Origin of the sequence: Pseudoalteromonas sp. CST2, assembly GCF_028599385.1 — a bacterium.
Classification (GTDB): Bacteria; Pseudomonadota; Gammaproteobacteria; order Enterobacterales; family Alteromonadaceae; genus Pseudoalteromonas; species Pseudoalteromonas atlantica.
This window is the reverse complement of sequence record NZ_JAQREO010000026.1, coordinates 1-23,684: the sequence shown is the minus strand read 5'-3', so window position 1 is coordinate 23,684 and position 23,684 is coordinate 1. Positions and strand designations below refer to the sequence as shown.

At 42.3% G+C, this 23,684-nt stretch carries 17 protein-coding genes and 1 pseudogene; 10 read left to right on the top strand and 8 right to left on the bottom strand.

The window, feature by feature from the left end; translation table 11 throughout:
• Positions 1-104 (top strand): annotated as a pseudogene (locus tag PSH41_RS20160) (IS982 family transposase); the annotation flags it as partial.
• 710 nt (positions 105-814) lie between these two features.
• Positions 815-1,378 (top strand): hypothetical protein, encoded by a 564-nt coding sequence (locus PSH41_RS19815; RefSeq protein WP_273590031.1) that lies wholly within the window; start codon positions 815-817, stop codon positions 1,376-1,378.
• A gap of 346 nt (positions 1,379-1,724) precedes the next feature.
• Here PSH41_RS19815 and PSH41_RS19810 read toward each other — a convergent pair whose 3' ends face one another.
• Positions 1,725-3,383 carry a cell surface protein gene (locus PSH41_RS19810; RefSeq protein WP_273590032.1) on the bottom strand — a complete coding sequence of 553 codons (1,659 nt, stop codon included), beginning with the start codon at positions 3,381-3,383 and terminating at the stop codon, positions 1,725-1,727.
• A gap of 163 nt (positions 3,384-3,546) precedes the next feature.
• The gene (gene dgt / locus PSH41_RS19805) at positions 3,547-5,013 is read right to left on the bottom strand and encodes a dGTPase (protein WP_096042675.1); all 1,467 of its coding nucleotides are present in this window, start codon (positions 5,011-5,013) and stop codon (positions 3,547-3,549) included.
• 191 nt (positions 5,014-5,204) lie between these two features.
• Here dgt and PSH41_RS19800 point away from each other — a divergent pair, with 191 nt between their 5' ends.
• Positions 5,205-6,428, top strand: a complete 1,224-nt coding sequence (locus PSH41_RS19800) for an alkaline phosphatase family protein (protein WP_273590033.1) — start codon at positions 5,205-5,207, stop codon at positions 6,426-6,428.
• A gap of 136 nt (positions 6,429-6,564) precedes the next feature.
• Here PSH41_RS19800 and PSH41_RS19795 read toward each other — a convergent pair whose 3' ends face one another.
• Together PSH41_RS19795 and PSH41_RS19790 are read right to left on the bottom strand one after the other, a co-directional pair.
• Positions 6,565-7,308, bottom strand: coding sequence for a zinc-dependent metalloprotease family protein (locus tag PSH41_RS19795; RefSeq protein ID WP_004589607.1), 744 nt, complete (start codon positions 7,306-7,308; stop codon positions 6,565-6,567).
• A gap of 60 nt (positions 7,309-7,368) precedes the next feature.
• A complete protein-coding gene (locus PSH41_RS19790) occupies positions 7,369-8,085 on the bottom strand; it encodes a hypothetical protein (protein ID WP_273590034.1) in 717 nt (238 codons plus the stop codon).
• Between the two features lie 377 nt (positions 8,086-8,462).
• Between PSH41_RS19790 and PSH41_RS19785 the strand changes: the two genes are divergently transcribed.
• Positions 8,463-9,620 (top strand): benzoate/H(+) symporter BenE family transporter, encoded by a 1,158-nt coding sequence (locus PSH41_RS19785; protein WP_004589605.1) that lies wholly within the window; start codon positions 8,463-8,465, stop codon positions 9,618-9,620.
• Positions 9,621-9,847: 227 nt separating this feature from the next.
• Here PSH41_RS19785 and hemH read toward each other — a convergent pair whose 3' ends face one another.
• Both hemH and PSH41_RS19775 read right to left on the bottom strand, forming a co-directional pair.
• The gene (gene hemH, locus PSH41_RS19780) at positions 9,848-10,867 is read right to left on the bottom strand and encodes a ferrochelatase (RefSeq protein ID WP_004589664.1); all 1,020 of its coding nucleotides are present in this window, start codon (positions 10,865-10,867) and stop codon (positions 9,848-9,850) included.
• Between the two features lie 285 nt (positions 10,868-11,152).
• A complete protein-coding gene (locus tag PSH41_RS19775) occupies positions 11,153-12,484 on the bottom strand; it encodes an HD domain-containing phosphohydrolase (protein WP_055255832.1) in 1,332 nt (443 codons plus the stop codon).
• Positions 12,485-12,595: 111 nt separating this feature from the next.
• On the opposite strand from PSH41_RS19775, the gene PSH41_RS19770 reads away from it, so the two are divergent.
• From PSH41_RS19770 to arfA, 3 genes are all read left to right on the top strand, one after another.
• Complete coding sequence (locus PSH41_RS19770; protein WP_273590035.1) at positions 12,596-13,573, top strand: sensor histidine kinase; 978 nt, start codon at positions 12,596-12,598, stop codon at positions 13,571-13,573.
• A 227-nt stretch (positions 13,574-13,800) separates the two neighbouring features.
• Positions 13,801-16,341 carry a TonB-dependent receptor plug domain-containing protein gene (locus PSH41_RS19765; protein WP_273590036.1) on the top strand — a complete coding sequence of 847 codons (2,541 nt, stop codon included), beginning with the start codon at positions 13,801-13,803 and terminating at the stop codon, positions 16,339-16,341.
• A 355-nt stretch (positions 16,342-16,696) separates the two neighbouring features.
• Positions 16,697-16,897 carry an alternative ribosome rescue factor ArfA gene (gene arfA, locus PSH41_RS19760; RefSeq protein ID WP_024032961.1) on the top strand — a complete coding sequence of 67 codons (201 nt, stop codon included), beginning with the start codon at positions 16,697-16,699 and terminating at the stop codon, positions 16,895-16,897.
• A 31-nt stretch (positions 16,898-16,928) separates the two neighbouring features.
• On the opposite strand, the gene PSH41_RS19755 is transcribed toward arfA, so the two are convergent.
• Complete coding sequence (locus PSH41_RS19755; RefSeq protein ID WP_055255813.1) at positions 16,929-17,492, bottom strand: cytochrome b; 564 nt, start codon at positions 17,490-17,492, stop codon at positions 16,929-16,931.
• 552 nt (positions 17,493-18,044) lie between these two features.
• Positions 18,045-19,013: a helix-turn-helix domain-containing protein gene (locus tag PSH41_RS19750; RefSeq protein ID WP_273590037.1), complete on the bottom strand. Its 969-nt coding sequence runs from the start codon at positions 19,011-19,013 to the stop codon at positions 18,045-18,047.
• A gap of 219 nt (positions 19,014-19,232) precedes the next feature.
• Between PSH41_RS19750 and PSH41_RS19745 the strand changes: the two genes are divergently transcribed.
• From PSH41_RS19745 to eat, 3 genes are read left to right on the top strand one after another with little or no spacing between them, the layout of a single operon-like run.
• The gene (locus tag PSH41_RS19745; protein ID WP_029773109.1) at positions 19,233-20,636 is read left to right on the top strand and encodes an ethanolamine ammonia-lyase subunit EutB; all 1,404 of its coding nucleotides are present in this window, start codon (positions 19,233-19,235) and stop codon (positions 20,634-20,636) included.
• Positions 20,636-21,514, top strand: coding sequence for an ethanolamine ammonia-lyase subunit EutC (gene eutC / locus PSH41_RS19740; protein WP_273590038.1), 879 nt, complete (start codon positions 20,636-20,638; stop codon positions 21,512-21,514). Before PSH41_RS19745 ends, eutC begins: the two co-directional genes overlap by 1 nt.
• A 20-nt stretch (positions 21,515-21,534) precedes the next feature.
• A complete protein-coding gene (eat, locus tag PSH41_RS19735; protein WP_273590039.1) occupies positions 21,535-22,938 on the top strand; it encodes an ethanolamine permease in 1,404 nt (467 codons plus the stop codon).
• Positions 22,939-23,684 lie beyond the last annotated feature (746 nt).

Here is a 23,684-nt window from a genome sequence, read left to right as displayed (position 1 = left end):
CAAGGCACCGCAGCTGCATCTCATTTATGGTTAATTTAATGGCTGGATTAATTGCCTATACTTTTCAGACTAAAAAGCCGAGTATAAAAGTGACTCGACTTTAATTCTTATGCAGATCTGAGGTTAAGTAAGAATTCGCTCTACAAAACAGTATTTTAATTTAGTGGTAGACGCGCATTGGTTCTGTTCAAAAGTGATTATGTCACCACCGAGAAGAGCAGGAGAAGTGACTTACTTATTCCTGTGTTTTCTTCGTGTAGGCGCGAAGCGCCTCTGTGCCCTTTGTGGTGCAATTAACTAGTAGCAGCGGCTTTATATGCCGCGAAAAATTTCATACCAAACGCGAGGTACGCTCCTGTCATTTTGTGCGAGCAAGTTTCGCGCCTACATGTTAGTGCCTTTCTTTATGTAATCTTTGCATCTTTTAGCAAATTAAAACTGCTGTGTGTGGTTTTGATTATGCAGTTATTTACTTTAGGTAATTTTATTTAAGTTTTAGTAACAATAAACGCAAACTTTTTGGTTGAGGTGTGGTCATAAAAGAGTTGCTTTTTACAGTTTGTTACAAATAAATAACGTGCTGCTTGGTTGCAAAATGAGCGTGTAGCTATTGCCAGCATTATAATGTGGCGCGCTGAGCTTACCAGTGGTTCATTAAATATTAACATTGATAAAATTGTTCTTTTAATTTGCACTGCCTAGTATTAAAGATTGACAGTACACACCCAAACAAAACATAATATTAACATTGGCTACACTTAAAAAGCATTTCACTTAATTGTATTGCGTAAATTGGTTGAAGGAGGGAAGTATTATGAACAAATTACTCATTGCATGCGCTATCACTGCTGCAACTTTGTACGTGTTTAAAAACGATTTGACCGCCTTGGCTCAAAATAATCTACCCAACTCAATAACTAACACCACGGCTGTGCAGCCTGCTCAACCTCTGGTGGTAGATATACAAGCAATGCAAAGTAGCCAGGATGTAACTAATAAAGAAGGTACTGCACTTACCGAGCAAATAGTGATTACTCCCCAAGAGGTAGGTGAATACTCTGAGCTAGAAAGCGCTGCTCAAATTCAAAGTACGCTTGGATTAGCACAGTCAGAGCAAGTGTTTTTAGATAAAGTGCAAAGCAGCTTTGCTGAAAAGTCGCTATTTTTGTACAGCTTTGAGTGTAAGCAAAACGATTGTAATGCAGGCATTGTGGCAACCGACGGCCAACCTAAACACGAAGACATAGCCGGCGTGTTAGCGCATTTATCGGCGTCTGAAGAGTTTGCTAATCACTCTGTGCAATTAGCGGGTGTAGCGGTTAATAACGATGGTATTTTACAATACGATTTAAATATTAAAAACATGCCCCTCGAATAATACTAAGCGTAATAATAGTTAATTACTTTAAGCCGCCAAACTTGGCGCTAGCTGTGTTACAAATACAAAGATGCTAAAAGTGCAGCAGTGTACAACTAGTTAGTTATAACAACTAAACAAGGCATTTTTTGTAGCAATAAAACGTTTTCTCAGTCTTAAATCCATACTTAAAATAGCTCTCTTAATTAAGCGCATTAATACAACTCTATATTTTTAAACAACAAAGCGGCCTTGTGGCCGCTTTTTGTGCTGGAAATTGAGTAATGGCAGCTTTATCTTTAAATAGCGTATTTGCTGCGTTAAAAATTGTTTGTTTAGAGCAATAATATCAAGCTTATTTGCTCGGCTATTCTTTTGTTTGCATGTTTTTAGCGCGTTCTTCTGCCTCTATTAAGGCTTGTGATTTAGGCGCTTTCTTTTTTTCCTCAATCACGGGCTTTTTATCTGAGTTTGGGTCCCAGCTTTCATCTAGCGAAAGGTTTGCAAATGGGTTGCTAGAATCACTTTGCTTGGGCGTACTATCGGCCTCTGGTTGCGCTGGCTGTGGTTCGTGAGCTGTTGATATTGGCGCATCTAACGTGGGTTCGTTATTTGGTTTTGCTGAAACTGTAGCTTGTGCAGGTTCTTTACTTGGTTTTAAAGGCGCATCTGGATTGTAGGTACGAATTTCGGGCTCTTTAAAGTCGTGTTCGCTATTTAGCGTGGTTTGATCAAGCTCGCTGTTTTTATCGGCTGTATGCAGCTGCGCGCTGGTATTGGGCTCATTGATAGGGTTACTAGGCGCAGCCGGTTCGTTTACAAGAGTAGACTCTTGTGGTTTTACTTCTTCAACGGGCTCTGCTTTTGGCTGTTCTACCGCGGCGGCTTTGTGTTTACGCGTGCGCTTAACCGAAGGAGCGTCTGGGTTAAACTCTCTTACCTCGGGCTCTGCAAAGCCTTTTGCATTTTGAATACGCGCTAATGTATTTTTTGCGGCAGCTTCAAACTCTGCGGTGCTTGGCTCTGGCGCTACTTTTTTAGGTTCAGGTGCCGGTGCATCTTCTTCTGGTTTAGCTTGTTCTGGCTCAGCCTCTGTGGCTTGCGTATTGGCAGGCAATGGCTCGTTAATTGCCTCGTTTATTGGTGCATTAGAGCTTGCAGGCTCTGGCTCGCTCGGGGCCGAAACCGTGGGCACAACTGGTTTTGAAAGCTCATCACTTGGGGCTGGAGCCGTTTTGGGTGGTGCTGCTTGCGCTGCGCTTTTGTTGTTATTTTTTGGGGCTGTAGCCGTTGGAGCAACAGGCGGCTCGGGCTTATTTTGTTTAGCACGGCGTAAACGTATAACCACCATGGCGCCAATTAATACCACAATAAGCAGTAGCAAACTTGGTAACAATAATGAACTTGGTGGCTCTGCAACTGGCGCAGGTATAAGTACAGGTGCGGGTTTGGGCGTTGTATTAACTGTTGGCTGCTCTTTTTTAGGCTCTATTTTAGGCGCTGCTTTTGGGGCGGTTTCAGTGGTCACCGGCTGCGCTTGGCTAGTTGTAGGTATTAACTCGCTGTTATTAGACTCAAGTTCACCCTTAGGTGTGCTTGGCGCATCCTTTACTGTATTAATTGGCGCAGTCTCTGGCTCGTTAGTTTCTGAGCTTTGCTGGCTTATTTGATTTGTAGGCTGAGAGCTTGTAGTTGCTTTACTTGCGCTTTGTTTTATAGCTTTTTCGGCCGCAGTTATTTGCTCAAGCAGTTGTTGTTCTTGCTCGGGGGTAAGGGCAAGTGGTTGTGGCTCTTGTTCAACAACTGGCGGCTCTACAGGTTTTGGTTTTGTTTGTACTTGCTTGGGTTTATTACAGTTTCTTTTAAAATCGCGTGCGGCGCTGCGGTATTTGGCACTGGCTTTATTATTACTGTACTGCTGCATTTCTTGCTTAATTAAAATACACATGGCTTCGTTATAGGCAGCACTTTGGCTGCTGTAAAATAAAGCAAAGCAAAAAATAAGTTGAGAGAGTCTAATAATCATAAAACACGGCGCTTAAGTATCAATAGTCTGATTTTAAGCGCAAAATTAAAATATATCTAGGCACTAAGGGCGTGTTGGCCTTTGTGGATTGAAAATTTGTTCAATCTAAGGGGGTTAAATCGCGGCGTTAGGTTTGTAAAAACCATCCAACAGCACGCCCTCGTTAGTCAATCACCATTAGGCTGCGGTACTCGTCATAGGCAAATTGGTCGGTCATGCCACTTATGTAATCTTGAATTAGCCTACAGCGATAGTAAAACTCGTAAGCGGCAAAGTGGTCGGGCTCTTCTTGCATGGCATCTATGGCGTGCTGATAACTATTTAAGTGCTTTTTAGAGAGCTTTTTAACCAAACGCGATTCGATTAATAATCGTGAGTCGCCATTTAATGCACGTTTAAAATCGTCGCTGTTAAGTTGTAGCAGTGGTTTATAACAATCGAGCAGGCCGTTAATGATGCGATAGCCTTGTAGTTCGAGTTTTTCTACCTCTTTGTGAGAAAACACATGCTTAAGCGCCACCTGTTTAAGGGTTTTAGTAACGGCATGTAAGTGGCTGTTATCTTCTAATAGTGCTTGGTTAAAGTCGCCGTGGTAAATAGGCTCAATGTGCTCTATAAAACGCTTGGCGGCGTGGTTTACAAGCGGGTGAAGCAAGGCCACGCGTAGGTAAATAAAAAATTCGCTATTAAAGTTGTAAGGCTGCGCGTTGGCGCGCTCTAGTGCGTAATCTACCGCTTTATCTACAAAATTTAGGTGTTCGGTGTCGTCAATGGTTAGGTTTATAAGGGCTTTTTTATATTCACTTTTTAGCTGCTGACAAAGTAGCTCGGTGGTTATTATGTCTTTTTCTACGGCGTCTTCTATGTCGGCTAAGCAATACGAAATATCGTCGGCGGCTTCCATAATGTAACTTGCCGGATGGCGGCAGTATGGCTCTATAACCAGCTCGTTTTGCAGTGCCTCTACAAAGGTTTTTTCGCTGTAGTAGTAACCTACTTTTTTCATTAAGTAGTTTTTATTTTGCGGGATATCTTTTGGGTTTAACCCCGCGGGGCGGGTGTACTTTAAAATGCCCGCGCTTTGGCAATAAGTTAAGTTTAACCCCAGTAGCGAATGTATTATGCGTATGCCTTGGGCGTTGCCTTCAAAATTACAAATATCGTGCGCTAGGTGCTTAAAAATAACCCCTATACCGGTATTTTGCTCTTGGCAGCGCGCTGGTGTAACACTTGCTAAATTATTATTAAACCAGTGGTTTATGGCAGCTTCGCCAAAATGTCCAAAGGGTGGGTTGCCTATATCGTGCATTAGGCAGGCCATTTCTACTAGGCTTTCTAGTGGGCGCTCTAGCCCTTTTAAGCCAAATTCGGTTTGTTGCTCAAAGCTTAAATTTGCAAAAATACGCTGTACTATAAAACGGCCAACCTGCTGTACTTCTAGTGAGTGAGTTAAGCGCGAGCGCACCGCTGCGTTTCGCTCTAGCGGAAAAACCTGGGTTTTTTGCTGCAACCTACGAATAGCTGCACTGTTAATTATACGACCGCGATCGCTTTCCATCGCCATTTGTAAATTTGCAGTCGTGCGATACATGCGCGCTGGGGTTATTTTTTTACTAAAGTCGATAGTCATCGGAGTCCTTGCTTAGTGGTGACGACTGGCAAAGTAAATGCGCGTTGTCATTCGTTTTAAATACTTACTTGTTAATATATACATCTAGACGAGTTAGGTACAGGTGCTTGTATCATTTAAGGCCTGGCAATTGTATTATAAAGCTATATTTTTCAGTATTTAACGCATTTTAATGTAGGCGAGTATTTGTAATGAAGTATGTATTTTTAAAGGCCATGATGTTGGCTCTTTTAGTGTTAACCAGCCAAGCGGCATATGCGGCAAAAGAGCAAACCGTTGTACTTATATCAATAGATGGCATGCGTTGGGATTATATAGAAAAACACGGCGCGCCTAATTTAAAAGCAATGGCTGCTAAAGGTGTACGCGCGCAAAAGCTAATGCCTGTTTACCCAACAAAAACGTTTCCTAATCATATTTCTATTATTACAGGGTTGCTGCCGGTAAATCATGGCATTGTAGATAATAACTTTTGTGATAAAGCCCGTAAAAACGAGTGCTACAGCATGGGTAAAGGTATGCGCGATAGCACGTGGGTAAATGGTATTCCACTTTGGAATTTAGCAAAAATGCAGGGGCTAAAGTCGGCTACTTATTTTTGGCCGGAGTCGGATGCGCGCTTTAATGGTATGACGCCCGACTATTACTTTCATTATTCTAAATACAGTGAGTACCAAGGCCGTGTAGATCAAATAATACAGTGGCTAAGCTTACCTAAAGCGCAGCGCCCACGTTTTGTGGCAAGTTATTTTTCGCTTGTTGATAGCATGGGCCACGAGTTTGGCCCAGACGCACCGCAAACTCGCGATGCGGTAAAACAATTAGATGAACTAATGGGCCAATTACAAACCCGTTTAAGCAAGCTAGAGCAAGAGATTAACCTTGTTATTGTATCCGATCACGGTATGGCGCATGTAAACCCAGAGCAAAGTATTGATGTTTCTACATTGCCTAAAAACGATAATTTTATAGTTAAAAATACCGGCCCGCGTTTACTTATTTATGCAAAGCCTGCTGTAACAAGCGAGCAAATTGCAACTTACAAACAACGTTTGCAACAAGCCGCAAACGGGCGTTATACGGTATTAAACGACGAGCAATTAGCAGCATATCACTACAATAAAGGCACTCGGGTGGGTGATATTGTTGTGCAAACTAATGCGCCTGCGGTATTTACTAACGAAGGCAAAGCAATGTACTTAGGTACTCATGGCTATGCCTATACCGATGATATGGCGGCTACGTTAATTGCTGTAGGGCCTGCTTTTAAACAAGGGCTAAGCCTTGAAAAGGTAAATAATCTTGATATTTACCCGGTACTTGCCAAAGTAATGGGGCTTAAGCTTTTAAGTAAAGTAGATGGTGACGGTAAAACGTTAATGCCTGCTATAAAACAAAAAATAGTAGTGCATTAATTAGCTGCCCACTTTTAGGCTTTTAGTGACTTAGCCTTGAAAGATCAACAAACCTTAAGCTAAATAAAAAAGAGCGCAAATGCGCTCTAAAGGGAAATAATTATAAGTGGGCTATATGCAGCCTGCTTTAAATCACTTACTTAAAGTTAGCAATGCTTGTTTTAGTGTCGGTAACCGTACGAATAGCATACGCTTGGTTAGTTACACCAAAAGCTAAGCCATTTACGCTCCAATTAGGGTTAGAGAAGTAATCGTACTGCGTTGCGCTACCGTAAACGTGCGGGTAGGCCATAATGCTGGCAAATTCGTTTTGTACGCCGTGGCCCATACCATCAACATACACACCGCCCGATGTATCGCCTTGTTTACGTGAGTGCGCTAGGCCTTGGTTATGACCAAGTTCGTGTACAAACGTAGTGGCGCCACAATCAATAGCTGTAATAGAGTACATACGGTCGCTCATTGAGCTGTATAAATTACCGTTAGTGCCTTGGCCAACCCAAGCTAAACCACACGAGATTAAACCATTACCCGCACTTTGGCCGGTACCAAGTACTGCAACCATGTCGGCTTTCCAGCTAGTGCGTAAACCATCTACGTAGCTGCTGTTAGTTACTGCATCTAACCAATCTTCAGACGGTGTAATTGCGTAATCGCCTAGGTTTTCTGTGCCCGCTAAACGCAGTGTAATGTCTACCCCATTTTGGCTATAAACCTGGTTACTAAAGGCGATCAGCTGGTTTATTTTAGTGTTTATATTGCTCGTAGCTGCGGCAGATTGGTCGGTATATAAAATACCAATATCAATCGTTACTGCCTGTGCTGCACTGGTTGCAAATAGCGCGCTGGCAATGGCTGCCGTAGTGATTAGTTTTTTCATTTTTATATTTCCTTACTTATGTAGTGGTTGGAAGTTTTACTGCTGATTGATTTAGTTGGGTTACTGCGTGTTGGGTTGTTCAGTTTTTTTTGGGGCAAACATATCTATAGTTTTATCTGTTTTTGGTGTGGGCGCATCTACGTGATGCTCTATGTGGTTTTGGTATAAATCGCGTTTTGCTGCAATCCAGCCATATTTACCTCTACTTTCAAAAACGTAATTGCCGCTAGGTGCTGTAAATTGCCCATAAATTGCATCGTTTCCTACGGTCATAACCGTGGTGTGCAGTTGCCCATTGGCACCAATAACTTGGCCAAATATGCTTTTATCGCCATTACTCGCCTCCGATAACGAGGTGATTTCGGCGCTGTAGGTTTCAACGGTTTGCGGGATTGAAATATCAAACGAGTCGCCAGCTTCAAGGGCGTGTAACGTATTTAGGTCGAACTCTATGTAGGCTTCGTTGTTTAAATCGCTTGGTAGTACGTTGGCGTTGGTAAGTACCTCTTTAGCTTTTGCAGATACCTTGTTTATAGCCTCAAACTGGTTGCTTTTCGCTGGTGCCTCAATGGTTTTAGGTTTTACGTTAACGGGATCTTTACTCATATCAATGGGCTGTGGTGCTTTTTTATTTGCTGCAAATTGAGAGTCAACGGGCACTATATCCACTGCAACAGGCGCCGTTACCTGCTGAGGTTTTTCGGTATTAAATAGCAGCTGATAAATAGCAAATGCAGATAGACCAAGGGCAACAATTATTAAAATAGCGCGTTTCATTTGTTTCTCTTACGGGGTTTTTAGTTAACTAATTGTTACGTTTTATATCATCTAGAGAATTAGATCAAGTTGATGGTGATAGTATAAAAGTGCTAATTATTTGCATTGTAAATGATTGTAAATAAACAATTTACCTATAATGGGTTTGGTTTGTTGAGCTAAAAAGGATGGGTTTTTATAGAGTTTTAGCGGGGTGTAAGCGTAAGCGAATAATTGTTTTTGTTTTTAATTTGGCAATGAAAGGTGTGATCTTTATAGGTAAAAAAAATTTTAAAATAATGAATATTTTTCACGCTTAATAGCGTAAACGCTAATTGCAAAGCGTAAATAGGCAACGTATGTTGTGGGCTTAAAAATCTAAAATTAAGAGGGATTTTATGACGTTTTCCGATCAGCTGCTTAATCGAGCAACCGCAGGGTTGGTGGCTGTTATTATTGGTTTTTCAAGTTCTATTGCGCTTATTTATCAAGTTGTTATAACCCTTGGCGGCACGCCCGATTTAGTCGCAAGCTGGCTTTTAATGCTAGGGCTGGTAATGGGCATAACCACTATTGGGTTGTCGTATTATTATAAAGTTCCCGTTTTAATTGCATGGTCTACCACCGGGGCGGCTTTACTTATTTCCAGCGCGCAGGGCTACCATTTAGGCGAAGCCATTGGTGCATTTATGTTTGCCGCTACATTGGTTTTTGTGTCGGGGGTTACCGGTTGGTTTGAAAAAATAATGAACCGTATACCGAGCGAACTTGCCTGTGCCATGCTGGCAGGCGTATTGGTCACCTTTGGTATAGATGTATTTAATTTTATGAATGAGCTACCACTGGTTATAGGCCTAATGGTGCTTATGTATTTTTTAGGAAAACGATTTTTTGCGCGTTTTGCCATGCTTAGCGTTTTAGTTGCAGGCGTGCTACTGGCGTGGCAAATGGGGCATATTGATACAGGCGCTATTCATTGGAAAATAAGTGAGTTTGCATACATAGCACCGGTGTTTAACTTGCAAGCGTGTATAAGTATTGGCTTACCACTTTATATAGTAACCATGACCTCACAAAACTTACCGGGTATTGCTGTACTAAAGGCTCATAATTATAAAGCGCCTATCTCGGCTACGCTTAATGTAACTGGTTTTATTAATATTTTAACAGCCCCGTTTGGTACGTACTCTATTAATTTAGCCGCTATTACCGCTGCTATTTGTATGAGTGATGAGGCCGATAAAAGCCCCGATAAACGCTATTGGGCAAGTATTGCCGCAGGCGTATTTTATATTGTTATGGCACTTTGCGCGGCAACGCTTGTTGGTTTAGTGGCAAGTTTACCGCAGGCATTAATTTTAGCCTTAGCGGGTATTGCGTTGTTTGGCACCATTGCTAATAGCTTGCAGCAAGCTTTAAGCTCAGCCCAATATACAGAGGCCGCAATAGTTACATTTTTGGTAACCGCGTCTGATTTAACCATGCTCTCGGTGGGCTCTGCGTTTTGGGGAATAATTGCCGGCGTTTGTACGTTGATGATCACCCGTAAAAGTTAAATAAAAGTGCCTATGAATAGGTTAAAACAGGTAAAAGCGTTGCTTTTAAAACGCCAGCAAGCTGCGCGTCTACAGGGTAATTTACCTCGGTGTTAATTTTGTTGGTAGGCGCGAAGCTTGCTCGCGCAAAATAGTGGCTATGACATTTAATAAATGCTTACCTTACAATTAAAAAAGCGGTGTTAAATTTAAAACCGCTTTTTTACGTTAAGGCAATAAAGATGTGTTTAAAGCATTGGTTTTAGCACATCATATAAAGCGTTAATGTGATCGTCTCTGTCGTTTAAAGCGGCTATGTAACGGTACTTTTCGCCGCCTGCATTTTCAAAAATTTCGCGGTTTTCTTCTTCAAGCTCTTCGAGTGTCTCTAAGCAATCGGCGCTAAAAGCAGGGCTTAAAATTGCTACGTCGGTAATGTTTTCATCAGGTAACGATGCAAGCGTGGCGTCGGTGTATGGCTTTAACCATTCGGCTTTACCAAAGCGGCTTTGAAAAGTGCTAATTACTTTATCTTTATCAAGGCCTAGTTTTTCAACCACTAAACGCGTGGTTTGCAAACATAGGCAGTGGTATGGGTCGCCTCTATCTAAAAATAGCTTTGGCATACCGTGGTATGAAAAAACTAATTTTTGTGGCATGCCGTTTTTTTCTAAATCTTCACTAATGCTGCTAGCTAATGAATCAATGTAAGCGGTGTTTTTGTGATAACCATTTACAAAGTGTAGCTCTGGCACCCAGCGCCATTTTTGCAATACTCTTGATACGGCATCAAATGTTGAGCCGGTGGTAGGGCTTGAATATTGCGGGTAAAGCGGTAGTACAATTATGCGCGTTAGGCCTTTATCGCGCAGCTCTTCTAGGCCCGCCTCTATTGAAGGGTTACCGTAACGCATGGCCATAACAACTTCGGTATTGGTGTAACCTTGCTCTTGGAGTAGCGCGTTTAGTTTGTCGCGTTGCAGGCGGGTAATATGTGTTAGCGGCGAGCCGTTTTCGGTCCAAATGCTTTCGTATAGTTTTGCTGAGCGCTTAGGGCGAATACGCAAAATTATACCGTGCAGTATTATCATCCACACTAAACGTGGAATTTCTACAATGCGCGGATCGGATAAAAATTCACGTAAGTAGGTACGCAGTGCCGCAGGGGTGGGCGCGTCTGGACTGCCTAAGTTGGTAAGTAAAATGCCCGTTTTTTGATTAAAACGTCCGTCGTGGGGATTGTCAGTGACTGCAGAAAATCGCGACACGCTGTGCTCCTTAAAGCAATGTGATACCAATTCGCAATAATACTTAATCATTTTGCGGGGCTAAACGTGTTGCTACCAGCGTTAAGCAACTCTCATTTAGAACAACTAAATAGCAAATTTTTTGCCTAGCTATCAACACGTTTTTCCACCCTCAAAATAAATTACTTAATTAAGCGGATTGGTATTAAACAGTTTAAAATTTATACCCAGATTAACAGGTACCTGTTTGAATTAGTTTAGCTTATTTACGGTAATTGTAACGAAAAAAGCCACAGTTTAGATCATTCATTTAGCGCTTTTTACCATTATTCTAAACGGGGTCGGTTTTTTGGCTTCTAGTTGCTGTAGTTTTTCGATGGATTTTTTACCAAACACATGGCCTTTAGGTAACAACATAATACCGCTGTGGCTGTGTAACGTATGGCCTAAAATCATATTGGCTTTTAGCTCTTGAGCGCTGCATATAATGATAGAGCCCGCATTATTAAGTTGCTCATTTAATTTGCTATGGCTTGCCTCGAGTGCGCGCACAATTTTAGGGTGGTAAAAAGTGCCACTGTACATTTTAACGCTTTCGAGCGCATCGCTGTGGCGCTCTTTGTCTGTGGGGCTTTGGCTTTGTTCAAATGCGTTCCAATAATCGCGAGCAACGCTAAGCACCATAGCGCCAATAGGGATGTCGTTTGCTGCTAATCCTTTTGGTAAACCGTTACCGTTAAAGCGCTCATATTGATGATAAATTGCATCAGATACATCATGTAAATGTATAGCAGGCATAAGCATTAATTGTGCTGTGCTTGGGTGTGTATAAAAGGCTTTGCGCTGTTGCTCGCTTAGCCGGCTCACTGGCTTTTTATAGAGCTCAGGGTCCATAGCAAGCAAACCTATTTGCGCTAAATAACCCGCCATGGGGGCTAAATCTATACTTTTTTGCGAGAGGTTTAAGTACAGTGCTATTTGGGTGCAGGTGTCGGCAATTTTTTGCGCTTTGTTGCCATCTAAGTACGGATTGGCGTTTATAAAATTATAAAGTAGCTCCACGGTGGCTTTGTGTTCGTGTTTTTCGCGCTCGTTGGCATCTTCTAGCTGTTTAAGTACCTGCTTAATTTGCTTTGTACGCTTTTCTACTCGTTGCTCTAACGAGTTATTTAATTCGAGAAGTTCTTTGTTTTGCTGTTTTACTTGCTGCTCGAGTTGCTTGTTTTGTTTTTTTAGCCGAAATTTTTCGATGCTGTCGTTTATGCTGCGCAAAAGCATATCGTTTTGCCATGGCTTTTGTATGTAGCCGTTAATTTGCGCTAGGTTTACAGCGGCTAGGGTGGTTTCTATTTCGGCGTAGCCGGTTAATAAAATACGTTGTGTTTCGGGGGCTTTGTTACGGGCTTGCTCTAAAAATTGCGCGCCATTCATGGTGGGCATTTTCATGTCGCTAATAATTAAGCTAAATTCGTGGCTGTTTAAAAGCTCAAGCGCTTGCACTGGGCTTTTGCAGGTCATAAAACTAAAGTTATTATTTTTTAATAAGGAGGTTAGTGAGCGCAGAACAATTTCGTCGTCATCAACACAAAGTACATCTACGGCAGTGATTGAATGTGCAGCGTCTGCTGGTTTGGTCATAGTGCTACCTTTTAAAATAATAAGCATAGCCTAAAAATTGCCCTTAGTTTGCATAATTACGTATGGCAAACTAAACGTTATACATGGATGCGTATTTATGGAGCGAATAGGATGAGCACTTTAACCGACGACTACAAACAAGCCTTTTTAGATGAGCAGCAAAAGCGTATAGCCGCAGAGCAACTGCTTGCCGATAAAAGCCAATTGTTAGTTGTGTTAAATGGCGAACTAACCAAAAACGTTGCGGAGCTGTCTTTGTATCAGCAAATGTTTGTTCAGGCCGACAAAATGGCAAGTGTGGGTGTTTTGTCTTGCAGTATTGCGCACGAAATAAATAACCCGCTTTCGTATGTAATTAGTAATATAGAAAGCTTGCAATATGTTAGCCCTCTTTTATCAAAATCTCTTCACTATAACGAGCAGTTTTTAACCGGCCAATTAAATTCAGGGCAATTTAAAAACGTGTTGGTTGATCTAAAAAAACAATACGAACTGGCATGGAATGGACACGAAATTTACTCGCAGTTGAGCGAAAGCCTAGATGGTTTAAAGCGCATAAAGCAAACCGTGCATAATTTATTAAACCTTAGCCAATTTACAAGTACCCATAACAAGCAATATTTAGATGTAAGCGAGGTTGCAGGCTCTGCTTTAGGCGTGTTGCAAGGGCAGCTTAAATACTGCGAAATAAAAACCAATTTTGAGCAAGTGCCGCTTATTTGGGGGGAGCTGTCGTCTATTCATCAAATTTTTGTTGAGCTGTTATTAAATGCTCAACAAGCGTGCGAACATGAATTAGAAAAAGGCACCATTATTGAACTAAGCGTAACGCAGCAAAATGAGGGGGTATGTATAAAAGTGAAAGATAACGGTTGTGGAATGGATGAAAATACCCAAGCGCACCTTTTTAAGCCTTTTTTTACTACACATAAAACAGCCCACTCATTAGGAATAGGAATGACCGTTGTTAACTTTATTTTGCAAGATCACGGCGGAAAAATAGAAGTTAGTAGTACTTTAGGAACAGGTACTACCATTTGTTGTTGGTTACCCGTAAAAGTACAAGAAAGCGTGATAAATCCATTGTAAATAAAGTGTTAATTTAATTTGAGATTGAAATTAAAAGCCTTAATTGTATGTGTTTTGAACAAGTTTAAGTGTTATTTTTTAGTATTTACATTTTTTTGCATAGTTAGACCTATTATTTAGTTTTTTTCATTTCTTTTTATTTGCATATGTTGCTAGGATGTTCCCCAGTGCGATGCGTTACATCGCAATAACAAATATTAAAGAACACACTAAACAGGGTCGTCACCATGTCAACATACCGTTTAAATACATTAGCTGCCGCTGTTGCGTTTGCCGTAAGCGCACCAAGCATTGTAAGCGCTCAAGAAGCACCTGTTGAGGCTGCACAAAATATCGAACAAATTTCTGTATTAGGGTCGCGCGTTTCTAACCGTACCTCTACTGAGTCTTCGTCACCTATTGATTTAATAGACGCTGATGATTTAAACAAAGGCGGCTTTACAGAACTAGGGCAGAGTCTGCAAGCTACTGCCCCGTCGTTTAACTTTTCTCGTACGCAAGTATCTGATGGCTCAGATTTATTTAGACCAGCAACGCTGCGCGGCTTACAGCCAGATCAAACGTTAGTGTTGGTTAACGGTAAGCGCCGTCATAATCAGTCTATTTTTGGCCTTAATGGCACTGTAGGTGCAGGCGCTGCCGGCACCGACATGAACGCCATTCCGCTAACTGCGCTTAAAGGTGTAGAAGTACTACGCGATGGCGCAGCAGCTAAATATGGCTCTGACGCGATAGCTGGCGTAATTAATTTATCGCTTAATAATTCAACTGGCGTAACAACGGGTTACGTACAGTACGGCGGCACCAGTGAAGGCGACGGCGATACGCTTTCTGCAGGTTTAAATCGTGGTTTTGACTTAGGTAACGAAGGCGGCTTTATTAATTTATCGTTTGAGTATCGTGATGCCGATGGCACTAACCGTGCAGAGCGCGATACCGGAGGGTCGTTAAATGTTGAGCCAGGTACGCTGAGTGAAGATGTACGTTGGAGCCAAGGTAACTCAGAAAGTGAATTTACCTCGTTGTTTTACAACATGGCTTTGCCAATGGGCGACAGCGAATTGTACTCATTTGGTGGCTATTCTGAGCGTACCGCGCTGGGTAATGGTTTTTACCGTAACTTTAACGAAGCGTCTAAAAATGTAACGCAAGTATACAGCGATGGCTTTTTACCCCGCATTTATAACGAAGCTGAAGATATTTCAGTAGCGGTTGGTTTTAGAGGCGATATAAACCCAGATTGGGGATACGATGTATCGGCAGTGTATGGCGAAAACAAATACGACTTTACCTCACGTAATACTATAAATGCCTCTTATGCGGCGGAGTACGTATTTAATAACCCAGATGCAAGCGATGCCGATATAGCAGCCAATGCAGGCCCAAGCGGCGGTTACTCTGGTGGTTTTAGATTTGATCAAACAACAGTTAATGCTGATTTTAACGGCATTGTTGATATTGGCCGCAATGAGCCTTTATATGTAACTATTGGTGCAGAATACCGTAAAGAAAACTACGAAATAGTCCCTGGCGATGAAGCCTCTTATGCATGTGGCTTGGCAAATACCGATGCTTCGTACCCTTCAGCAAACGATCCTGATCAATTTGCTGAGTGTGGTTTTCAGGCTTATAACGGTTTGCGCCCAGAGGCAACAAACAAGAGCGATCGCCACAGCTATGCGTTTTATGTAGATGTAGAAACCATGGTAACGGATGCATGGAACGTAAGTGGTGCGCTGCGCTATGAAGACTTTTCAGATGCGGGCGATGACTTAATTGGTAAATTAGCAACACGTTATGAATTTAACGATGACTTTGCAGTACGTGGTGCGGTATCTACTGGTTTTAGAGCGCCATCGCTTCAGCAAAGTGGTTATACCGCATTTACAACTAACCTAGGCTCAGATGGCACACTTACGCAGTCGTTCACTGCAAATACGGGTACTGCTTTTCCAAGTGCGTTAGGGGTTGATACTTTAGAGCTTGAAACCTCAACTAACTACAGTGCTGGCTTTGTTTACGATGTAACAAGCGAGCTTTCGTTAACGGTTGATTTTTACCGCGTAGAAATTAAAGACCGTATTACGCTTGGTAGTTTACTTTCTGCAGAGGACGTTGCCTTTAGCGATGAAGCCGTAGCCGCGCTTCAAGCAACCGGCGCAGTGCAAGCTAATTACTTTTCAAACTCTGTAGATTCAACTACACAAGGTGTTGATATTATTGCCTCTTACCGTACTGATGTAGAGGGCGGTAATTTTGGAGTAACGTTTGCGGGTAACTTAAACGACACTAAAATTGATAACGTGAACGCAGAAGAAGGTATTCCTGAGTCGGTGGCGTTTGATGATTTACAACGCAGCTTTTTTACCGACGGCCAGCCAGGCGAGCGCGCAACTTTAACGTTTGACTACGAACGTGATGCGTATGAAACAACGCTTCGCTTTAATTACTTTGGCGAAACAGACGTTAAATACTTTGGTAATGACCATATTTCACTACCGGGTGAGCTTTCACCTACGGGGTCGTTTAAACCAACAAGTACAGTTGAATCAGCAGTACTAGTGGATTTAAACGTTAGTTACCAAATTAACGAAATATTTAACGTATCTGTAGGGGCTGATAATATTTTTGATGAAACCCCAGATGAGCTAGGCGATGACGAAGTGCTTAACTTTATTACCAACGGCGCGTTTAAATACCCTGTACGTGCATTGCCTTACGGCTTTGACGGGCGTACTTATTATGCAAAAGTAAGCTTTGAATTTTAATTATTTGAGCTAAAACTATTTAACCTGAACTCTGGTTAAGAGATATACCAACATATTTTATTATGATGATATTTAAGCTTATTTCTCTAGCCAGAGGTTTTCAGTGAAAACAAGGCGAATTTACGCGTCAATAGCTAGCCTATTGCAAGTAAATTTAACGCAGTTAGCGCTGAAAATAGCTGCTAGAGATAGATTTATTATCCAGCGTTCAGGTTACTAAGCGCAGTTATTTACTGCGCTTTTTTTATGTTTATTTATTATGAAAAAGAGCGTTAAAACACTTGCAAGGTTGAAAATTAGGCATACAATCGCCACTTTTTAAGGTTCTTATTGTTATAAATAGTTAGGAAATAAAATGGCTAAAAAATCGAAAACCAAAGCCGCAAATAATAGTGCGGTAGACACCGGCCGAGGTGTTATTAATCATAATGCGCTGGCGGCGCTAGTAACCTCTAAAGTGTTTAAACCTCAAGTGGTTAAAGCTAAAAAAGGGAAAGGCTCGTTTAAGCGCAATAACAAACACGTAGGACGAGAGTCTTATTTAATCGCGGCTTAAATAGCACCGATCAAATAAGACTTTTAACTACCTACTTTTTGCCAAGCATACGCGTAAGGGTGTTGTCTTTATCAATAATATGGTGCTTTAAAGCGCCCACAATATGTAAACCTAACGCGATAAGAAGCGCATTTGCTGTAATACCGTGAACTGTTTTTCCTATCTCTGCTAAGCCTTGGTTAAAAGCGAGGCTTTTTTGTGGGTTTTCTGGGTTGGGGTTGTGCGGTATAAGCTCTAGCCCGAACACATCCACGCCGTGCCCACCAAAGCCCGACATAATCAGCCCCGAAATAGGCATAAGTAACATGCTTATTATAAGAACGTAATGCACAATTTTAGCTAACACTTGCTCATAATTTGGGTGTTTAACATCGTGCTTTGGCCAACCATTTACAATGCGCCATGTTACTCTTAATAACGCAAAAGCAAGCAGCATTGCGCCAAATGACTTGTGCCAACTCATTAGAAAAAACGCTTTAAAGTTTTCCATATATAGGCCTGAGCCTAATAACCCAATAATTAAAATAGCTACAATCCAATGCAGGCTTATGGTGGTTTTGCTTAACGTACTTGTTGTATCTTTTGTAAGTTTCATTGTGGTTATTCCTAACTTAAAAAGTGGCGCTTAGTTGCGTGTACAATTGAATAATCTACATTAATGCAGCTAGCTTAAACTATAGAGGGTTAAAGTAGGGTTAACGAAACTTATTTTTTAAATTTAAAAGGATAAACCCGCAACGTGAAATGAAAGTTCTAGGCGCGAAGCTTGCTCGCGCAAGATGATAGTTGCTTCTCTAAAAGCGAAGCGCCTCTATACCTCTTTATGATTTATTGATCTTTAATACAAAAATGCACAAAGAGAAGAGAAAGAGGAGTAAATGAGAAGTGAAAGCTGTAGGCGCGAAACTTGCTCGCGCAAGATGCTAGTTACTTCTCTAAAAGCGACGCGCCTCTGAGCCTCTTTGTGATTAATTGAGCTTTAATACAAAAATGCACAAAGAGAAGGGATAGAGAAGTAAATGAGTAGCCAAAGTAACTTGGTATAAGCTTTTAAACGCCAGCAAGCTGTGCGTCTACAAGGTAATTTACTTCGGTGATAATTTTGTTGGTAGGCGCGAAAAGCTGACTCACGCGCGATGCTAAGCATCTAAAAATCTAGGCCACTTTCTTTTAAATTATTGGCGATGGTTTGAGAGGGGTTTTCACCAAATAACTGCGTGTAATCTTTAGTAAATTGCCCTGCGTGCCAAAACCCCCAATTGGCCGCTATGATAGATATAGGTTTAGTTAGACCAACCACTTTAAGCTCGCGCCTTACATTGTTAAGTCGGGTTAAACGTAAAAACCTAAGCGGGTTAATACCTAAAATGCTTTCGAAACTGTACTGCAACGTGCGCCTACTAACAAAAGTAAGCTCGCAAAGTTCGGTTATGGTTATTGTTTTTTGTGGGTTGGCTGCCACGTACTCTTTTACTTTATCGACCACCGCTTTACGGTGTTTGTAGCTTGGGGCTATGTTTTGCTGCGGGTTATCGGCTTGCAATAAGTGTAGTGCTAACATACTAAGCATATCTTGCTGTGACTCTGGTTTAAGCCCAAAGCCTTTGTTTATAACCATACTGTTAATAATTTGCCTTGCTGTTTGCAGCGATGAGTCACTAACCGTTAAACGAGCAGATTGTGCAGATGATAGGTTTTTAATTGTTACGCCTTGTAACTGCGCCATGTACTCAATGGAATGCCAATCAATAACCAAACCGTAAATATCAAATTGTTCAGGGGTAATTAGCTCAAAGTCGCTGCTGCTGGTACGGCACATAAATTGATTGCTCGCTACATCAAGGCCATTAATTTTACTTTGCTGCGACTGACTCGGTATGCCAAGCCAAATAGAGTTAGGGGCTATGTTGCATTGCTGGCGCAGCGCACGCTCGGTGTATTCTTTAAAAGCATGAATATCGTTGTAATTTACGCCTTCTATACAGCCATAAAAGCGGCCATCGCTTACTTGGTCGTACTTTTGCTGCCATTGAGTGAGGTTGTGGGCTTGCTCGTCAATATCGTGCGTGTATACCTTGCTCTTTTGTGGTGCGTTGTTGCTGCCTTGCTGCGCCATATAGGTGATGCTCTTTTAAAGTAAACATATTTTTAGTTTAAGTGAATGCCAAATAAAGGCATTAACTTACTGAAATAAAATAATAAAACGTGATTTGCCAAAATTCGATAGCCACTTGGTACAAATTAAGCCTTCTTGTGACTATTCAAAATTGATTTATAGCTTATATGAGGCAAGACCTATACCAAGGTTTGTAATATTAGTTATGCGGAGTAAATCATGGGGCATATGTACAGTTATACTTTAGGAACACATACTTATCAATTCAAGAGCTTAGCGCAGTTAATGGCTAAAGCTACGCCGCAGCGCTCGGGTGATAGGTTAGCGGGAGTTATTGCACAATCGGCACAAGAGCGCGCTGTAGCGCAGATGACATTGGCCGAAGTACCGCTAAAAACATTTTTAAACGATGTACTTATTCCCTACGAGCAAGACGAAATTACACGCCTTATTATTGATGAGCACGATGCAAACGCTTTTAAGCTTATATCGCACTTAACCGTGGGAGATTTTAGAAACTGGTTATTAAGTGATTTTGCAACGCCTGCGGTACTTGCAAGTGTTAGGCAAGCCATTACCCCTGAAATGGCCGCTGCGGTAAGTAAAATAATGCGTAATCAAGATCTCATACTTGTTGCTAAAAAGTGCCACGTAAAAAGCGCGTTTAGAAACACCATAGGTTTGCCTGGGCATTTATCGACCCGTTTGCAACCTAACCACCCAACCGATGACATAAATGGTATAGCTGCCTGTATGCTCGATGGCCTTTTATACGGCAATGGCGATGCGGTAATTGGCATTAATCCCGCCACCGACAACGTAGCACAAGCCATTAAGCTAATGACGCTGATGGATGATGTTATTCAAAAATACGAAATTCCAACACAAAGCTGTGTGCTTACCCATGTGACTAACACCATAGAATGCATAGAAGCAGGCGCTCCGGTTGATTTGGTGTTTCAGTCAATAGGCGGTACAGAAGCAACAAATTCAAGCTTTGGTTTTAATTTAAATACACTAGCTGAGGCGCAAGATGCTGCGTTGAGCTTAAAGCGTGGCACGGTTGGCAATAATGTAATGTATTTTGAAACCGGGCAAGGCAGCTCGCTTTCGGCTAATGCACACCATGGGCTTGACCAACAAACCTGTGAGGCGCGTGCCTATGCTGTAGCGCGTAAGTTTAACCCTTTATTAGTTAATACCGTTGTAGGCTTTATTGGCCCCGAGTATTTATTTGATGGTAAAGAAATTACCCGCGCAGGGCTTGAAGATCACTTTTGTGCCAAGCTTTTAGGCATACCTATGGGGTGCGATGTGTGTTACACCAACCACGCCGAGGCCGACCAAAACGATATGGATAACTTACTCACCTTATTAGGCGTGGCGGGATGCTCGTTTGTAATGGGGATTCCAGGCTCGGACGATATTATGCTTAATTACCAAACTACCTCATTTCATGATGCCTTATATGTGCGCCGAGTTTTAGGCTCGCGCCCAGCGCCAGAGTTTGAAGCGTGGCTTAGCAAAATGAAAATTATGGAAAATACCGCCGAGACTATTTTATCAAACACCTTACCAACTGCCTTTGCTAAGCCATTAAAAGCAGTACAAGGAGGGATGTAATGAAAGCGGTTAAAAGCATAAACACGCAAAGCAGCAACGATCACGATAATGGCAAAGTGGTTGAAAACCCATGGAGCGATTTACGCCGTTTTACCGATGCCCGTATAGGTCTTGGCCGCGCAGGCATTAGTTTACCTACAGCTGAAATGCTAGCGTTTCAACTATCGCATGCTCAGGCGCGCGATGCGGTTAACTTTCCGTTAGATATTAGCGAAATGGCAAAAACTCTTAGTGCTATTGATGCGCTTAGCGAGGCTGAAAAACCGCTAAGTGTACAAAGTGAGGCTGTTGATCGTGTTACTTATTTACAGCGCCCCGATTTAGGCCGAAAGCTAAACCAAGCAGGGCGTACAACGCTTTTAAACACTATGCAAAGTAGGCAAAGCAGAACACAGGCGCAATACGATTTAGCCATTGTGGTAGTTGATGGGCTATCGTCGTTGGCGGTACAAAAAAACGCAGCGCCATTTATAAGCGAGCTTTTAAAGCAACTTCCTACTGAGCCCTCACCTTACAAAATTGCGCCAATTACCCTAGTAGAGCAAGGCCGCGTAGCGATTGGTGATGACATTGGCGAGCTGTTAAACGCACAAGTGGTAATGGTATTAATTGGTGAGCGCCCGGGGCTTAGTTCCCCTGACAGCCTTGGCCTTTATTTAACGTGGGAGCCTAAAACAGGGCTTAATGATGCCTGCCGTAATTGTATTTCTAACATTCGCCCTGCTGGGCTTAGTTACTTTGAGGCTGCCCGAAGAGCCGTATATTTACTGCAAGAGGCCAAAAAGTGCGGGCTTACTGGGGTTAACTTAAAAGACAGAACACAAGACGATGTAATAGAGCATCAGGTTCAAACCACAAATTTTTTAATCGCGGAATAAAACCATAAAAAGAGGTCAATATGTCTAATAACAATAAAGAGTATCTTGCACAAAGGCAGTTAAAAAGTGGCACTGCGGGCTGGTTATTGCTTGCAGGGCTAGGGGTGTCGTATGTAATTTCGGGCGACTTTGCAGGCTGGAACTTTGGCATAGCCGAAGCCGGCTGGGGCGGATTTGCCATTGCTGCGGTGTTAATGGCAATAATGTATTTAACGCTGGTGTTATCGCTTGCTGAAATGTCGGCAGCAATTCCTGCGGCGGGTGGCGGTTACAGTTTTGCACGACAAGCAATGGGCCCAGCTGGGGGTTATTTAACTGGCCTTGCGGTATTAATTGAATATGCATTAGCCCCCGCGGCCATTGTTATATTTATTGGCTCGGCGGTTGAGGCGTTAACAGGTTTTAATGGCCCGTGGGTATATACACTGTTTTATTTAACGTTTGTGGGTATTCACTTAGCGGGTGTGGGTGAAGCGCTAAAAGTAATGATGGTGATAAGTGGTTTAGCAGTATTGGCTATTATTGCCACCGCCGTGGCGTTAATTGCTAATTTTGACGCGGCTAATTTATTTGATGTTGCGGTAACTAATGCCGCAGGTGCAAATGAATTTTTACCACTTGGTTGGTATGGTGTGTGGGCTGCATTGCCTTTTGCTATGTGGTTATTTTTAGCAGTAGAAGGCGTGCCGCTTGCAGCCGAAGAAGCTAAAAACCCAGCTAAAGATGTACCTAAAGGCATTATTGGCGCTATGTTATTTTTACTGTTTACCGCTTTACTTGTTGTGGTATTAGTTCCCGCTGCCGGTGGTGCAAACGCAATGGGCGCCAGTGCAGTTCCTTTAGTTGATGCGCTTAACGCCACGGGCAATACAAGCTTAGCCACTGTGGTAAATATTTTAGGATTAGCTGGTTTGGTCGCGTCGTTCTTTTCGATTATTTATGGCTATAGTCGCTTAGTGTTTGCGCTTTCGCGTGCAGGCTATTTACCGCGTTCGTTATCAATTACTACAGAGCGCAAAGTGCCCGCGCGAGCGTTGATTGTCCCCGCTATTTTTGGATTTATTGCCTCACTGAGTGGCGAGGGCGATTTAATGCTAGCCATGGCGGTGGTAGGTGCAACGGTATCGTATGCGTTAATGGCGCTGAGCCATATTATGTTACGTATTAAGCAACCTAATTTAGCTCGTCCTTATAAAACGCCAGGTGGCGTGGTTACATCGGGTATTGCGCTAGTGTTATCGCTTATTGCATTAACGGGTGTGTATGCGTTTGACCCTCGTGCATTTTTATACACCGTAGTGCTATTTGTGATTGGTGCAGCTTATTACTTTGGCTATAGCGCTAAGCATTTAGTCGCTAAAAGTGCAGATGAAGAGTTTGCAATGCTTGCCGATGCTGAAGCGGACTTAGCCGCCTCAAATTAAGGGGGTTAACACTAGGGTAAAAGCGTTGCTTTTAAAACGCCAGCAAGCTGCGCGTCTACAAGGTAATTTACCTCGGTGTTAACTTTGTCGGTAGGCGCGAAGCTTGCTCGCGCAAAATGCTAGTTGCTTCTCTAAAAGTGAAGCGCCTCTAAACCTCTTAGTGATTGTATTGGTTTAATATTTACGCGCTATCGCTCATTATGCCAGCACGCTGAGGGTCTACAAGGTAAGGTATAGCTCCGGTGTTAATGTTAACATTGTGGGCACCAAGCTTGTTCAGGGTTGATGTACAGCTTTTCATTAATTGTAAATTAAATACCACCACCGAGGACACAGAGGCGCTTCGCGCTGCACAGAGAAAACACGGGGATTGGTTAATCGCTTCTTCTGCTCTTCTTCACTTCTCGGTGGTGACATAATCACTTTTAAACAAAAGCAATGTGCGCCTAAAAACTATGAACTAACCACGTAGCAGGAGCTTACCTCGCGTTTGGTATTGAATTTTTTCGCGGCATAAAGCCGCTGCTACTCATTAATTCAACCACAGAAGCCACAGAGGCGCTTTGCGCTACACAGAGAAAACACGGTGATTGGTGAGCAATTTCTCCTGCTCTTCTCCTTCACTTCTCGGTGGTGACATAATCACTTTTAAACAAAAGCAATGTGCGCCTAAAAACTATGAACTAACCACGTAGCAGGAGCTTACCTCGCGTTTGGTATTAAATTTTTTCGCGGCATAAAGCCGC